8 protein-coding genes are annotated in these 15,183 nt (G+C 73.7%); 7 read left to right on the top strand and 1 reads right to left on the bottom strand.

Features of this window, described 5'->3' with window-relative positions; translation table 11 throughout:
• The first annotated feature begins 6 nt into the window (after nucleotides 1–6).
• The 5 genes from ACFVHO_RS13275 to ACFVHO_RS13255 all read left to right on the top strand — a co-directional run bounded on the left by ACFVHO_RS13275 (nucleotide 7) and on the right by ACFVHO_RS13255 (nucleotide 7,571).
• Nucleotides 7–1,389 (top strand): carbohydrate ABC transporter permease, encoded by a 1,383-nt coding sequence (locus ACFVHO_RS13275; protein WP_385713057.1) that lies wholly within the window; start codon nucleotides 7–9, stop codon nucleotides 1,387–1,389.
• On the top strand, nucleotides 1,386–2,291 hold the full coding sequence (locus ACFVHO_RS13270; protein WP_385713055.1) for a carbohydrate ABC transporter permease: 906 nt from the start codon (nucleotides 1,386–1,388) through the stop codon (nucleotides 2,289–2,291). The genes ACFVHO_RS13275 and ACFVHO_RS13270 overlap by 4 nt, the downstream gene beginning before the upstream one ends.
• Nucleotides 2,292–2,440: 149 nt before the next feature.
• Nucleotides 2,441–3,415: a class I SAM-dependent methyltransferase gene (locus ACFVHO_RS13265; RefSeq protein WP_385713053.1), complete on the top strand. Its 975-nt coding sequence runs from the start codon at nucleotides 2,441–2,443 to the stop codon at nucleotides 3,413–3,415.
• Between the two features lie 177 nt (nucleotides 3,416–3,592).
• Entirely contained in the window at nucleotides 3,593–4,606 is a 1,014-nt protein-coding gene (locus ACFVHO_RS13260; protein ID WP_385713051.1) for a hypothetical protein, read from the top strand.
• A gap of 67 nt (nucleotides 4,607–4,673) precedes the next feature.
• Nucleotides 4,674–7,571, top strand: a complete 2,898-nt coding sequence (locus ACFVHO_RS13255) for a stealth conserved region 3 domain-containing protein (protein ID WP_385713049.1) — start codon at nucleotides 4,674–4,676, stop codon at nucleotides 7,569–7,571.
• A gap of 59 nt (nucleotides 7,572–7,630) precedes the next feature.
• Here ACFVHO_RS13255 and ACFVHO_RS13250 read toward each other — a convergent pair whose 3' ends face one another.
• Nucleotides 7,631–9,730 (bottom strand): CDP-glycerol glycerophosphotransferase family protein, encoded by a 2,100-nt coding sequence (locus tag ACFVHO_RS13250; RefSeq protein WP_385713048.1) that lies wholly within the window; start codon nucleotides 9,728–9,730, stop codon nucleotides 7,631–7,633.
• 179 nt (nucleotides 9,731–9,909) lie between these two features.
• On the opposite strand from ACFVHO_RS13250, the gene ACFVHO_RS13245 reads away from it, so the two are divergent.
• Nucleotides 9,910–13,473 carry a CDP-glycerol glycerophosphotransferase family protein gene (locus ACFVHO_RS13245; RefSeq protein WP_385713046.1) on the top strand — a complete coding sequence of 1,188 codons (3,564 nt, stop codon included), beginning with the start codon at nucleotides 9,910–9,912 and terminating at the stop codon, nucleotides 13,471–13,473.
• Nucleotides 13,470–15,146, top strand: coding sequence for a hypothetical protein (locus ACFVHO_RS13240; protein WP_385713044.1), 1,677 nt, complete (start codon nucleotides 13,470–13,472; stop codon nucleotides 15,144–15,146). The genes ACFVHO_RS13245 and ACFVHO_RS13240 overlap by 4 nt, the downstream gene beginning before the upstream one ends.
• Nucleotides 15,147–15,183: the final 37 nt, after the last annotated feature.

Raw genomic sequence — 15,183 nt, 5'->3', positions numbered from 1 at the left:
GGGGCGATGACGACCCCGGACGCCGGGGGCCCCGCGGCGGTGCCCCCGGCCGACGCGACGCCGCACACGCCCAAGACCGGCCCGGACCGGGCCGGTCCCCGCAGGAGCGTCACCGCGACCCGCAGGACGGTCGCGGTGCTCTTCCTGCTGCCCGCCCTCGTCCTGCTCGGCGCGCTCGTGCTCTATCCGATCGGCTACTCGGTCGGCCGGAGCTTCTTCGACAAGGCCGGTGACTTCGCCGGTCTCGACAACTACGAGACGATGTTCTCCGACGACGGGATCCGTACCGCCGTCAAGAACAACGCGATCTGGCTGGTGGCGGCCCCGGCGCTGACCACGGCGCTCGGCCTGATCTTCGCGGTCCTCACCGAACGGGTGCGCTGGGGCACGGCGTTCAAGCTCATCATCTTCATGCCGATGGTGATCTCGATGCTGGCGGCGGGCATCATCTTCCGGCTCGTGTACGAGTCGGACCCCGACCGCGGTGTCGCCAACGCGCTGTGGGTGGGCGTGCACGACACGTTCGCCGAGTCGTCGAGCTTCCCGCGGGGCCACCCCGGCGCCCGCTCCCCGCTGGAGTCCGCGGGCGGCGGCGCCTTCATCACCAAGGAGCCGGTGCGGGCGGGCGAGCCGGTGGCGCTGCCGCTCACCGGTGTGCCGCCGGACCAGATGCCCGACGACGCCAAGTCCGCGAAGGCCGCGTCGGCCGACCCGGGCAAGGTCACCGGCACGGCCTGGCAGGACTTCACCCGCGGCAAGGGCCGGGGGAAGCTGAACGCGCCGGACGCCGCCGAGTTCGGCTACCCCGGCATCAAGATCGAGGCGGTCAAGGGCGGCGAGGTGGTGGCCTCGACGAAGGCCGCGGCCGACGGGACGTTCAGCCTGCCCAAGGAGGCCGACGGGGCCCAACTGCGCTATCCCGCCTCGAACTTCCGCGAGCCGTACAACGGCGTGGACTGGCTCGGCCCTTCGCTCATCACGCCCGCCATCATCGGCAGCTACATCTGGATGTGGGCCGGGTTCGCGATGGTCCTGATCGCGGCCGGGCTCGCGAGCGTGCCGCGGGAGCTCCTGGAGGCGGCGCGCGTGGACGGGGCCAATGAGTGGCAGGTGTTCCGGCGGGTCACGGTGCCGCTGCTCGCGCCGGTCCTCGCGGTCGTCGTGGTCACGCTGATGATCAACGTGATGAAGATCTTCGACCTGGTCTTCGTGATCCCGCCGGGCTCGTCGAAGGACGAGGCGAACGTCCTCGCGGTGCAGCTGTACAACTCGGCGTTCGGCGACCGGGACGCGGGCGTGGCGAGCGCCATCGCGGTGCTGCTGTTCCTCCTGGTGATTCCGGTGATGTTGTTCAACATGCGGCGGATGCGGCGGGAGGCTCGGCGATGACCACGAGCAGTGAGACGGCCAAGGCGCCGCCGGTCCAGGTCGTGAAGGCCAAGCAGTCCCTCGGCGGGCGGATCGCCGCGGTCGTCAGCGGCAGTGTGCTCCGGGTCTTCCTCGTCGTGGTGGGTCTGTTCTGGCTGGTGCCGACGCTCGGCCTCATGATCGGCTCGCTGCGGACGACGCAGGACATGAGCGAGAGCGGCTGGTGGAAGGTCTTCTCCAAGCCCTCGCAGCTGACCTTCGAGAACTACTCCAACCTGCTCAAGGACGAGACGATCACCGACTCGATCCTGACGAGCCTGGCGATCACGGTGCCGGCGACGCTGCTCGTCGTGGTGATCGGCTCGCTCGCGGGCTACGCGTTCGCGTGGATGGACTTCCCGGGCCGCGACTGGTGGTTCCTGGGCGTGGTGGGCCTGCTCGTGGTGCCGGTGCAGGTGGCGCTGCTTCCGGTGGCGAAGCTGTTCGGCGAGATCGGGATCTTCGAGTCGACGACGGGTGTGGTGCTCTTCCACACGGCCTTCGGCCTGCCGTTCGCGATCTTCCTGCTGCGGAACTTCTTCGCGGAGATCCCGCGCGAACTCCTGGAGGCGGCCCGGCTCGACGGGGCCGGTGAGATGCGGCTCTTCCTGCGCGTGGTGCTGCCGCTCGGCGCGCCCGCGATCGCCTCGCTCGGCATCTTCCAGTTCCTGTGGGTGTGGAACGACATGCTGATCGCGTTGATCTTCGCGGACGCGGGCAGCCCGCCGATCACGGTGGCGTTGCAGCAGCAGGTGCGGTTCTTCGGCGACAACGTGCAGATCCTGGCGCCGGGCGCGTTCATCTCCATGATCATCCCGCTGGCGGTGTTCTTCGCCTTCCAGCGTCAGTTCGTCTCCGGCGTCATGGCGGGTGCCGTCAAGTGACGGGCGGGTGACGCCGAAGGGAAAGGAGACCCAAGGAGTCGGGGGCGTGTCGTGCCGCTTCGGGGGCGTGTCGTGCCGATTGTGGTGTCCGGCGGATCATGGCCACTACGGTCGATCGCGGCGCACTGCCCCCGACTCCAGGACCTGACATGCCCGAAGCCTCCGCTTCCGTACCGACGTCCGCCCAGGAATTGGACGACCTGCCGCTCCCGACCGACCTCTCCGCCGTGAAGGGCTGGTTCCACCCCGCCGACCAGGTGCTCTTCGACTGGTTCCTGAACCGCCAGCGGGCCCTGGAGGAACCCGGCGACCTGCTGGAACTCGGTGTCTACCTCGGCAAGAGCGCGATTTTCATGGGCGGTTTCCTGCGCCCCGGCGAGACCTTCACGGTCTGCGACCTCTTCGACTCGCCCGCGCCCGACGACGCCAACTCCAAGGAGATGAACCGCTCGTACGCGACGCTCACCCGGCGCGCCTTCGAGGCCAACTACCGCTCCTTCCACGACGAGCTGCCCGCCGTCGTGCAGGCGCCCTCGTCCGGCATCACCGCGCACGTCCGCCCGGACAGCTGCCGCTTCGTCCACATCGACGCCTCGCACCTGTACGAGCACGTCCACGCCGACATCGCCGCCGCCCGGCGCCTGCTCCGCCCGGACGGGATCGTGGTCCTGGACGACTTCCGCGCCGAGCACTGCCCGGGCGTCGCCGCCGCCACCTGGGGCGCGGTCGCCACGACCGGGCTCAAGCCGCTGTGCATCACGGCGACGAAGTTCTACGGGACGTGGGGCGCCTACGACGAGGTGCACGGGGACCTGAAGGCGTTCCTGGAGGGCCGGGACGACATGTGGCACGGGGCCGAGGAGGTCGCGGGGCAGCCGATGATCCGCATCAGCGGCGGCAAGGCGCGGATGCCCGCGCATCCGGTGTCGCGGCACGCTTCGGGTGTGCCGGGGCAGGGTGCGGCGGGGCAGTCGGCGGGGGCGGCGCAAGGGGCTGCGCAGGGGGCGGGCACGGCGCAGGCCACGGCCGTGCAGCAGCCGCCGGGCAAGCCCGCCCGGCGGACCGGCGACAACCGGCGCCCCAAGGGGCGGGGCCTGGTCTCGTTCCTGAGCCGCCGCTCCTGACGCCCGGCCTGCTTCTCCGCCCCTCGTAGGGGTGGGCCACTCGTCGGGGTGAGCGCCGGATCCCGGCCGTTCACCCCGACGGGTGCCGTACACCTGGAAGGCTCTCCGCCGCCCCGGTCAGGCAGCAGGCGCGTGCCGTACCGATGAATTCCGGGTGAATAGCGGCAAAGTGGGGCAATGCGCCACCACCACGCCCGCCGCCTCACCGCCCTCGCCCGCACCGCCCGCTTCCGCCTGGAGCGGGCCACCGCCGGGCGGGGCACCGGACCGGAGGCGCTCCTTCCGCCGCCCGCGCACCTGTCGCTGCGGGACAGCCGCACGCTGAACCTGGCGCTCGCCGCGCCCGATCCCGACGTGCGCGCCGCCGAGCTCCTGATCAGCCGCGGCCACCGCCGCTTCCGTGTCCCGCTCGCCGTCGAACGGGACACCGACGGCGGCCCGCTCCTGACGGCGACGGTGACCGTGCGCGACGCCCTGGAAGCGCCCCCCGCGGCACCGGGCGCGGCCGGTCCTCCGGGCGCCCCCGCACTCCCTGCCGTCCCCGCAACACCCACCACCCCCACCCCCCTCCTGAGCGAAGGCGTCTGGCGGCTGGCCGTCGCGACGAGCGGCGCCGACGGCCGCGTACGCCGTCGCGGGCTCGCCCTCGCCGACGGCGGCGCCCCGCCGCAAGGGCCCACCGCGCCGCACGCGCCCAACCCCCGCACGGGCACCCTGATCCGGGTCGTGCGCTGTCGCGGCGGGCGGGCCGCGCTGCAGGTCACGCGGTCGCGGCCGCGGGCGGAGCTGGTGCGGTTCGTGCCGCGCGGGGACGGGATCACGGTGTACGGACGGGTGGTCGCCGGGCCCCGGGGGCGGGCCCTGACGCGGTGGGCCGCGCGGGCCGTGCGGCGCCGTGACGGCCTCGTCGCCCCCGTCGAACTCGTCTGGGACGGGGACCGGTTCAGCTTCGCGCTGCCGCTCGACGCGATGGCGGGCGCCGGGCCCGGCCAGTGGGTGTGGGACTTCCGTGTCGGCGAGCTCGGCCTCGGGCGGCGCCTGACCGACGTACGCGATCTGCCGGCGGCCTTCCCCACGCCGTTCCGTCTGGTCGCGCTGCCCGGCGGCCGCCTGGTGCGCGCGCACCCGCATCTGACCTCGTCCGGCGCCTTCGCCGTGACCTGCCTGGACATCACGAAGGAGACCTCATGAAGCGCCCGCACCGCCGACACCGCCTGAGAATCGCCCGGCACCGCCTGCGAATCACCGAGGAGACCCCTTGAAGATCACCTATCTGCTCGGCTGGGGCGACGAGATGGGCGGCACCGAGCTGGCCACGTACACCCAGGCGCTGCACCTCGCCGAGCGGCACGACGTCGAAGTCGTCTCCGTCTTCCGCACCCGCCCCGAGCCGTTCTTCCCCGAGGCGCGGCAGCTGCCCGTGCGGTATCTGGTGGACCGCACGGTGACGCCGGAGCGGCCGGTGCGCGGCTCCCGGCTCGACGAGGCGGCCTGCCGGACCCTCGCCGCGCTGCCGAGCGAACTCATCGAGCCCGCCTGGGAGTCGGCGTTCGACCGCCTGTCGGACGTGGAGATGACGGCGGCCCTCAGCACCCTCGACACGGACGTCCTGGTGACGACGACGCCCGCGCTGCTCGCCGCCGCAGTCGGCCTCGTACCGCCGCGCGTGGTCACCGTCCACCAGGAGCACCGCCCCACCCAGCGCCGGGGCCGCTCCGGCGAGCCGCTGCTGCTGCACGCGCCGCGCCTGGACGCCCTGGTGACGCTGACCGGGCGGACCCGGGACTGGATCGCGGAGTCCCTGGGCGCGACCGCGCCGGAACTCGCCGTGATCCCCAACGCCGTGCCCGACGGGTTCCGGCCGCGTGCCGACGGCGAGAGCAAGGTCATCGTGATGGCGGCGCGCCTGACCGGCGAGAAGCGCGTCGACCACGCCGTGCGCGCGTTCGCGCGGGTCGCCGAGGCGCACCCGGAGTGGACGCTGCGGATCTTCGGCGGCGGGCACCGCGAACAGAGCCTGCGCCGTCTGGTGGACGCCTTCGGCCTCCAGGACCGGGTGGAACTCCTCGGCCCCTGCCAGGACATGGCGTCCGAGTGGGCGACGGCGGGCCTGTCCCTGATGACGGCGGGCCACAACGAGGCCTTCCCGCTGGTGCTGCTCGAAGCCCTCGCGGCCGGGGTGCCGGTGGTGGCGTACGACGTGCTCACGGGACCGGCGGAGATCGTCCGGCATCGCGTGGACGGACTCCTGGTGCCGCCCGGTGAGATCGGTGAACTCGCCGCCGCGATGGACGAGTTGATGTCCGACGACGCGTTGCGGCGCGGCTGTGCGCGGGCGGCGAGGGAGGGGGTGTACGCGCGGTTCTCCTCCGCCGGGGTGACGGCGCTGTGGGAGGAGCTGTACACACGGCTCGTGGCGGGGCGGGACCGGCCGGAGCGGCTCGCGGGGCGCGCGGACCGGGTGGCGCTCGGCGTGGCCTCGGGCGGCTGCGGCTTCCGGCCGACGGCGCCGCACACCTTCAACGCGGACGCGAGCGCCGACGAGCGGGCCCGCGAGGACGAGATCGCCGCCGCTTCCGAGGGCCGCGTGATCCGTTCGGTGGGCCGCCTCGCGGAGTGCAGGGACGACGTGCTCGCGCCGCGCATGGCCGAGTGGAACCTGGAAGTCACGGCGGCCGCCCTTGAGTCGCGGCAGGTCCCCTACGTCCTGGTGCGCACCGACGGCACGGCCCACACCCTCGCCGTGGCCGATGACGACCAGGGCCGCGCCCTGAAGGCCCTCGCGGAGGCGCTGCGCGGGGAGCCGGTCTACGCCGAGCTGGTCAACCCGCGCGACGCGGCGCCCGGCGCGGTCCTCGCCGAACGGCTCGACGGCATCGGCGAGTTGGCGGGCGTCAAGGTGTTCAGGCCGGTGACCACGACGACGCTCTCGCTGCGCCACGGGGTGCAGCAGGCGTGCACGGTGGCGTTCTGGCCCGGCGTCCGGGACACCGGCGCCATCGACGCGCCGGACTCCCCCGACGCCCCGGCCGAACTCACCGCGCCCCCCGCGCCCGAGCCGTCCCGGCGCCGCGCCCCCTTCGGCAGCACTCTCGCCGGAGCCGAGCTGCCCTCCCTCGCCCCCACCGCCCGCCTGCGCGTCGGCGAGCGCGACTACCCGACCCTCGACGTCTTCACCGAGCGCCTCATGAACGACGCCGACTTCCCCGTCGACGCCGTCTACACCTGGGTCGACGACTCCGACCCCGACTGGCGCGCCGCCCGCGCCGCCGCGCTCGGCGGCAGCACGGACGACGCGGACGCCTCGGCGGACAGCGGCACGGTCCGCTTCCGAAACCGCGACGAGCTGCGCTACTCCCTGCGCTCCCTGGCGATGTACGCCCCGTGGGTGCGGCACGTGTACCTGGTCACCGCCGGGCAGGTCCCGGACTGGCTCGACCGGGACCACCCGGGCCTCACCGTCGTCGACCACCGTGACCTCTTCGCCGACCGCTCCGCCCTGCCGACCTTCAACTCCCATGCCATCGAGACCCAGTTGCACCGCATCGAGGGCCTGGCGGAGCACTTCCTCTACTTCAACGACGACATGTTCCTCGGCCGCCCGACGACCCCCGGCACCTTCTTCCTCGGCTCCGGGCTCCCCAAGTTCTTCTGGTCCTCGGCGTCCGTGCCCGCGCTGCCGGTGGACGCGGCGGACGAGGGCTATCTGGCGGCGGCGAAGAACAACCGCGAGCTGCTGCGCCGCGACTTCGGCCGCACCGCGACGCACTGCTTCCTGCACGTGCCGTACGCGCTGCGCCGCAGCATCCTGGAGGAACTCGGCGAGCGGTACGCCGACGAGCTGACCGCCACGTCCCGCGCCCGCTTCCGCGGCACCACCGACCACTCCCTGGTCTCGTCCCTGCACCAGCACTACGCGTACGTGACGGGCCGCGCCGTGCCGGGCTCCGTGTCGTACGACTTCGTGGACATCGGCAGCCGAGCCGACCACGCCCGCCTCGGGCAGCTCCTGCAGTCGCGGAACAAGACGGCGTTCTGCATCGGCGAGTCGCCCGACAGCGGCATGTCCGACGAGGAGATGGCGCTTGCCGTGCGGTCGTTCCTGACGGCGTACTTCCCGGTGCGCTCGCCGTACGAGCGCACCGCCGCGGTCTGAGCCGGTCGCCGCCCGGACCGGTCACCGGTCCGGGCGGCGGTGCGGCCCGGACCGCGTCCTCAGGACAGGAACACCCGCCGTACCACCCGCTCGGCGGCGCCCCCGTCGTCGTACGGGCAGAACCGCTCCCGGAACGCCTTGCGCAGCCCCGTCGTCGCCTCCGTGTCCCAGCCGCCGTCGCGGAACAGCGCGGTCAGCTCGTCCTCGGTCGTCGCGAGGGCGCCGGGGGTCTCGCCCGGGCGGCCCGACAGGAGGTCGAAGTAGGTGCCGCGGGCGAGGCGGTAGGCCTGCCAGTCGGGGGCGTAGCTGACGATCGGGCGGTCCAGGCAGGCGTAGTCGAACATCAGCGACGAGTAGTCCGTGACCAGGGCGTCGGCGGCCAGGCACAGGTCCTCCACGCGCGCGTGGCCGGTGACGTCGAGCAGGCCGGGGTGGTCGGCGAGGCCCGCGTCGGCGCCGTAGAAGTAGTGCGCGCGGACGAGGACGACCCAGGAGGGGCCGAGCGCCGTCGCGAACCGCTCCAGGTCGAGGCGGGGCAGGAAGCCCTTCTGGTAGTCGCGGTGGGTGGGTGCGTAGAGGAGGGCCCGCTGGTCCGGGCGCACGCCGAGGCCGTCGCGGATGCGGGCGATCTCGTCCGGGCCGGTCGTGAAGTACACGTCGTTGCGCGGATAGCCCGCTTCGAGGGCCTCGTACGCGGCCGGGTAGACGCGCTCCCACACCTCCGTGGAGTGCGGGTTGGCGGACAGGCTGTAGTCCCACTGGTCAGTGTGGTCGAGGACCTTCTGGAAGCTGATGCCGTGCGTGCCCGCGGGGTAGCGGCGCTGGTCCAGGCCCATCTTCTTCAGGGGGGTGCCGTGGTGGGTCTGGAGGTAGATCTGGCCGGGGCGCTTGGTGAAGCCGCCGGGGAAGGAGGAGTTGTTGACGAGGTAGGTGGCGCGGGCCATCGCCCGCCAGTAGCGCCGGGAGCCCTCGATGACGTACTCGACGCCGGGCGGCACGCGGTGCTTGTGGCGGCTCGACACCACCCACACGCCCCGGATGTGGGGGGCGAGCTCGCGGGCCTTGGCGTGGATCGCGGCCGGGTTGCAGCTGACGCCGCGGTTCCAGTAGGCGCCGTAGACGGCCAGGTTCGGGTCGAGGGAGCGGCGCAGGTCGGCGCGGTATGTGACGCGCATGGCGCGGGCGCGGACGGACTTCTTGCGGCGGGCGAGTGCCGAGCGGACGGACTTCATCCGGCCGCCCGCGCGGGACAGGGCCCGGTAGGAGGCGTACGAGCCGGAGACCAGGGCTTGTTGACGCTCCGTCAGAGGCGGTGGCGTGGCGGGGCGGTGGGCGCGCAGCATGCCCGCCGCCGCCCGGAAGTACGCGGAGCGGTCGCCCGGCGCGATCCGGTCCGGGTCGTCGAGGACGGCGATGAGGTGGTCGACGGCGCGTGTGAAGAGGCGGTCGGTGGCCCCGGCGCCGTCCGTGAACAGCTCCTCGTACCGTCCGATCACCGCGAAGTGCTCCCGCCCCGGCGACTTCGCGAAGCTGCCGCCGCGCCGCTCCCGCCAGCGCACGCACACCCGGTCGAGCGCGCCGACGCGGTCGCCCGCGGCCAGCGTCGCCCGGTGCACGGGCACCACGTCCTCGTACGCGCCCCGGGAGAAGGCGAGGCCCCGCGCGGACCAGAAGGACCGCCTGAAGACGCGGTTCCAGGCGGCGACGGTGACGGCGACGGGGTCGCCCGTGACGTCCTCGCCCGCCGGTCTGCGCACGGTCTCCCACCAGTCGGTGCGGTCGTGCCCGAAGAGCAGCACGTCCGGGCCCGGCGCGCCCGCGTCGCCCTCGGCCCGGGTGATCGCGCGGTCGAGCGCCGCGAGGGCGCCCGGGAGCAGCACGTCGTCGCCGTCGAGGAACAGCAGCCAGTCGCCGGTGGCGCGGGCCGCCCCGGCGTCGCGGGCGGGTCCGGTGCCCTGCCGTCGGGTGAGCCGGACGAGTTGCGCGCGTGGATCGCGCTGCGCATACTCCGCCGCGATCGCGGCGCAGGCGTCCGGCGAGGCGTCGTCGACGACGAGGAGTTCGAGGTCGGCGAAGGACTGGTCGAGGACGGACTCCAGGCATTCCCGCAGGTAGCCCTGGACGCGGTGGGCGGGCACGACGACTGAGAAGCGCGGCATGGACACCGAAGGTAGTCACGCGTACACGCTCTGTCGAAGACCTCGCCTCACTCGATGGGGTGATCGCGAACCTCGTTGGGGTGAGCGGCGGCAAAGAAGTTGATCGCGACGGGCAAAAGGTGTGAATACGCCCGTACTAGGTCGTAACGCAAGCCGACTCCTACGAAAGGCCGCTCGCCGTGCAGCCCCGACTCAGCGTCGTCGTGCCCATCTACAACGTCGAGGAGTTCCTTGAGGAGTGCCTGGAGTCGATCGCCCGGCAGACCCTCGACGGCGGGGATACGAGAGGCGGCGGGGATACGGCGAGCGGTGGGGATACGGGGAGCGGCCGGGACACCGGGGCCGGTGGGCTCGAAGTCGTCCTCGTCGACGACGGCTCCACCGACGCCAGCCCCCGCATCGCCCGCGCCTTCGCCGCCCGCGACCCGCGCTTCGTGTACGTGCGGCAGCCGAACGCGGGCCTGAGCGCGGCCCGCAACACCGGTGTGCGGCACGCGAATCCGGCCGCCGAGTACCTGACGTTCGTGGACAGCGACGACATCGTGCCGCACGACGCGTACGCCCGCATGATCGCGAGCCTGGACGCCAGCGGCTCCGACTTCGCCAGCGGCAACGTGTGGCGCCTCACCGAGCGCGGCCGCTCCCAGGCCTGGCAGTACCAGTGGCTCACGGCGCCGCGCACCCGCACCCACATCTCCCGCGATCTGGCGCTGCTCGCCGACCGGGTCGCGTGGAACAAGGTCTTCCGGCGCTCCTTCTGGGACCGGCACGGCTTCCTCTTCCCCGAGGGCAGGCTGTACGAGGACACCCCGGTGATGATCCCGGCGCACTTCCTCGCCTCGTCCGTGGACGTGCTCAGCGACCACGTCTACTACTGGCGGGTGCGCGAGGGCTCCATCACGCGGCGGCGCACCGACGTCAAGGGCGTGCGCGACCGCATCGCGGCCTGCGCGCACGTCAGCGGCTTCCTCGCCGAGCGCGCGCCGGAGCTGAAGTCCACGTACGACGCCTCCTGTCTGCGCGACGACTTCGTGTACTTCCTGGAGGGTCTTCCGATGGGCGGGCCCGAGTACCGGGCGGCGTTCCTCGCGGACACCGCCGAGTTCCTGCGCACCGCCGACCCCGCGATCCTGCGGCGGCTCCCGGTGGACCTGCGGGTGAAGTGGCACCTGGTGCGGGAGCGGCGCACGGGCGAGCTGATCGAGCTGCTCGACCGCGAACGGCGGGGCGGCAAGGGGGCGTTCGAGGTGCGCGGCTCCCTGCGCCGGTACGCGGCCTACCCGGGCGTCGACCGGCTCCCCCGCGACCTCACCCGGCTCGACCAGAGCGAACTGCCCGCCGTGGCCAGGCTCGACGAGGCCAGCTGGGACGAGCTCGGGCGGCTGCGGATCCGCGGCCACGCCTACGTGCGCAACCTGGAGGCGGCGCGGCCCGCGCAGTCGGTGAAGGCGGGGCTGCTCAAGTCGGCGCACAGCAGGGGCCGGTTCAAGCGGGTGCCGACGCGGACCGTGCCCGCGCCCGAGGCCACCGAGCGCTCCGGGCAGCGGCTGCACTGCTACGACCTGTCGGGCTTCGAGATGACCGTCGACCCCGAGCAGCTCCGGAGCGGCGGCCGGTGGCAGCCCGGCAACTGGCTGCTCGGCGTGGTCGTCGCGGGCCACGGCACGGTGCGCAGGGCCGCCGTGCGCGCGGCGGACGGCTCCCGCGCCCAGTCGCTGACCCGCGACCTCGGCGACGGGCTGCGGCTCGTCCTCGGCTTCAGCAAGGGACGCCTCGTGCTGCGCGTCCAGGAGTACGCGGCGCGGGTGGACGGCCATCGCGCCGACGGCGGCGACGTGATCCTCACCGGCACCCTCACCACCACCGGGAACGGGAACGGGATCAGGACCGGCACCGGCGCGGCGACCGGCGCCGCCCGGCCCAAGGCCCTGCGCCTGACCCGCCCCGGCGCGGGCGCCGTCAGCTGTCCCGTCGCCCTCGTCGACGACCGCTTCGAGGCCCGCGTGCACCTCACCGACCTGGAGGACGTGCCACCCGCGCCGCACCGCGCGCCCGCCCAGGTCGAGCCGCCGCACGGCGACCGCTGGGGCGCCGCCCTCGAACTGGCCGACGGCACCACCGTCCCCCTCGCGGCCGCCCTCGACCTGCCCCCCGGCCGCTACGCCACGCGCCCGGGCCGGGAGCTGTGCGCCACCGCCGACGACCGCGGCGGCCTCGTCGTCGAGCTCACCCGGCGCCCCGTCGCGGACCGCGTCGACTGGGCCGACGACGGCACCCTCACCGTCGAGGGCACGGCCGCCGCGGCGAGCTGGCCGACGGCCGAGCTCGTGCTGCGGCACAGCGGCCGCGACGACGAGGTGAGCGTGCCGGTGGAGCTGGCCGACGGGCGGTTCCGGGCCCGCGTCGCGCCCGGGGGCGGGGTGCTGCGGGAGGGGCGGTGGTACGCGTTCCTGCGGGAGGCGGGGCACGGCGGGGCGGGCGTGCCGGTGTGCGTGCTCGCGTCGGTGGGGGCCTCGATGCCGGACCACCGGACGGTCCAGGGCCGCCGGATCACCGCCGACCGGCGCTTCGGCGACCGGCTCCTGATCGACGCCGGGTCGGTGCTCGCGCCCACCGAGCGCGGCGCGTACCGGCGCCACCGGCTGCGCACCGAGCACTACCCGAGAGAGCGCGTCGAGAGCCTGCGGGACGCCGTCCTGTACTTCGACGGCGACTCGCCGCGCGCCGTCCACGAGGAACTGGCGCGGCGCGGCGCCGACGTCGAGCATCTGTGGGTCACGCACGACCAGCAGACGCGGGTCCCCGCGGGCGCGCGCGGCGTGGAGGAGCACAGCGCCGAGTGGTACGAGGCCCTGGCCCGCTGCCGCCGCATCGTCACCGCGGGCCACCTGCCGGACTTCTTCGCGCGCCGGGAGGGCCAGACCGTCGTCCAGACCTGGCACGGCACGCCCCTCAAGCGCATCGGCACCGACCTCACGGACACCCTGTACGCCGACCACGGCCACCTCGACCGGCTGCCCCGGCTCGCCGCGCAGTGGAACGTCCTGGTCTCCCCCAGCGGCTTCGCGACGCCGCACCTGGGCCGCGCCCTCACCTACGACGGCGAGGTCCTGGAGGCCGGATCGCCGCGCAACGACGTGCTGTTCGCCGACGACCGCCACAAGGTCACCGAACGCGTCCGCCGCGAACTGGGCCTCGCCCCCGGCAAACGGATCGTCCTGTACGCCCCGACCTACCGCGACCACCTCGGCTTCGGCCCCGGCCGCTTCCGCTACGACCCCGCCCTCGACCTGCGCGCCGCCGAGGACGTGCTCGGCGACGACCACGTGCTGCTCGTGCGCAAGCACCCGCTGACCTCCGGGCGGCTCCCGGGCGCCCGCGCCCCCTTCGTCCGCGACGTCACCGGGCACCCCCGCACCGCCGAACTCCTCCTGGTCGCCGACGTGTTGATCACCGACTACTCGTCCCTGATGTTCGACTTCGCGCACACGGGGCGCCCGATGCTCTTCCACGCCTACGACCTGGAGCACTACCGCGACACCGTGCGCGGCTTCTACCTCGACTTCGAGACCCGCGCGCCGGGCCCGCTGCTCGCCTCCACCGGCGAGGTCGTCGACGCCCTGCGCGACCTCGACTCCGTCTCGGCGCGGCACCGCAAGGCGTACGCGGCGTTCCGCGAGGCCTACTGCGACCTCGACGACGGCCGGGCGGCGGAGCGCGTCGCGGACAGGCTGATGCGATGACGGCGGCGGGCACTTCGGGAACGACGACCGCGCCGACCGCCGAGAGCCCGGCGGCCCCTGGGGTGACGACGTGGCAGCGGCGGCGCGCCCGGCTCGGCGCGACCGCCACCGGCTTCGGGATCCGCTGGCACCCCAGCCCCTACCTGGTCGTCGGCGGGCTGTTCTGGCTGGTGATGTCGCTCGCGTACTGGCGGGTGCCGATCTGCTGCGACTTCGGCCAGCACGCGGCCGTCGTCGAACGCCTCAAGGACGACCTGCTGCACCCCCGGCACCCGATGGCCGACCTGCCGGGCGACGGCAGCGCGTACTACTCGCCGTACGCCGTCGCCCAGGCGCTGCTCGCCGAGGCCACCGGGCTCGCGGGCTGGCAGGTCGTCAAACTCAGCGGGCCGCTGAACCTCCTCGTCCTGCTCACCGGCATCGCCCGCTTCGTGCGCGTCCTCACCCCCCGGCCCTGGGCCCCCGTCCTCGCCCTGTTCGCGATGGTCCTGCTGTGGGGCACGCGGATGGCGTGGTGGAGCGGCTATCTGGGCCTGATGTCGATGACGGGCAACCTCGGCTATCCGTCGACGTTCGGCATCGCGCTGATGTTCTGGGCCTGGGCGTGGGCGGGTTCGCTGGCGGCGGCGCCCCGGGGCTGGTGGCCGTACGCGGGTCTCGGCGCGCTGTGCGGTCTGATCCTGCTGATCCACCCGATCACCTCGGTGGCGGCGGTGATCGGTGTGACGGCGTTCGCGCTGCCGCGCCTGCGGTCGCCGCTGCGGTGGGCGCTCACCGGGCTCACCGCCCTCGCGGTGGCCACCACCTGGCCGTACTTCAACCCGCTCGCGCTCGTCGGGGACGCGAGCGTCGACTGGATCCACCGCCAGCTCTACACCGACATGCCGCAGCGCTTCTGGCTCGCCGCGCTCGGCCTGCCGGCCCTGTTCCTGCGCTGGCGGCGGAACCGCACGGACCCCCTGGTCCTGATGTTCGCCCTGGACTGCGCGGTCGTCGGCTACGGCTGGCTCAGCGGCCACTACACGTACGGCAGGATCCTCGGGCTCACCCTCGTCCCGCTCCAGTTCGCCCTCGCCATCGAGCTGACCGCGCCCCGCGCCTGGGGCAACCGCCGCGCCGCCCTCGCCGGGGCCACCGCGCTCGGCGCGCTCGTCGGCTTCGTCCAGATCCAGGCGGGCGCCGTCGTGCCCCGCACCCTCGACCCGATCGGCTTCGACCAGCCGCCGCGCTGGCCGAGCTACGCCTGGGCGGCGGCCCACATGAAGCGCGGCGACGTCGTCCTGACCGACGGCTACCGCCCGATGCGCTCCATCCCGGCGTTCGGCGTCAACCTGGTCGCGCCCGCCTGGCCGGACGCGTCGCTCCCGGAGTCCGTGCGCAACGAGCGCCTTGGCGAGGTGCGCGCGTACCTCGACCCGGCCACCTCGGCCGTCGAACGCGCCGCCGTCGTCCGGCGCCACCACGTGCGCTGGCTCCTGGTGGCCCCGCAGCAGCCGCTGCCGCCGGAGGCGGTGGTGGTGTCGTGGAGCGCGCAGACCGGCGAGATCCTCGCGCGGGTGGGCGGCGCGTCGCCGCGGGCGGGCGGCGCCGGAACCCCGTCCGGCGCTCGGTCCGGCACCCCTTCCAGCACCCCTTCCGGCGCCCCTCCGGCACTCCATGACGAAGCCCCCTAATCGGATAATTTCTCCCAAGCCCTAAAATTTCTTCCGT

The sequence above is a fragment of the Streptomyces sp. NPDC127108 genome (assembly GCF_042677545.1).
GTDB lineage: Bacteria > Actinomycetota > Actinomycetes > Streptomycetales > Streptomycetaceae > Streptomyces.
This window is presented reverse-complemented; position numbering and strand designations above follow the sequence as displayed.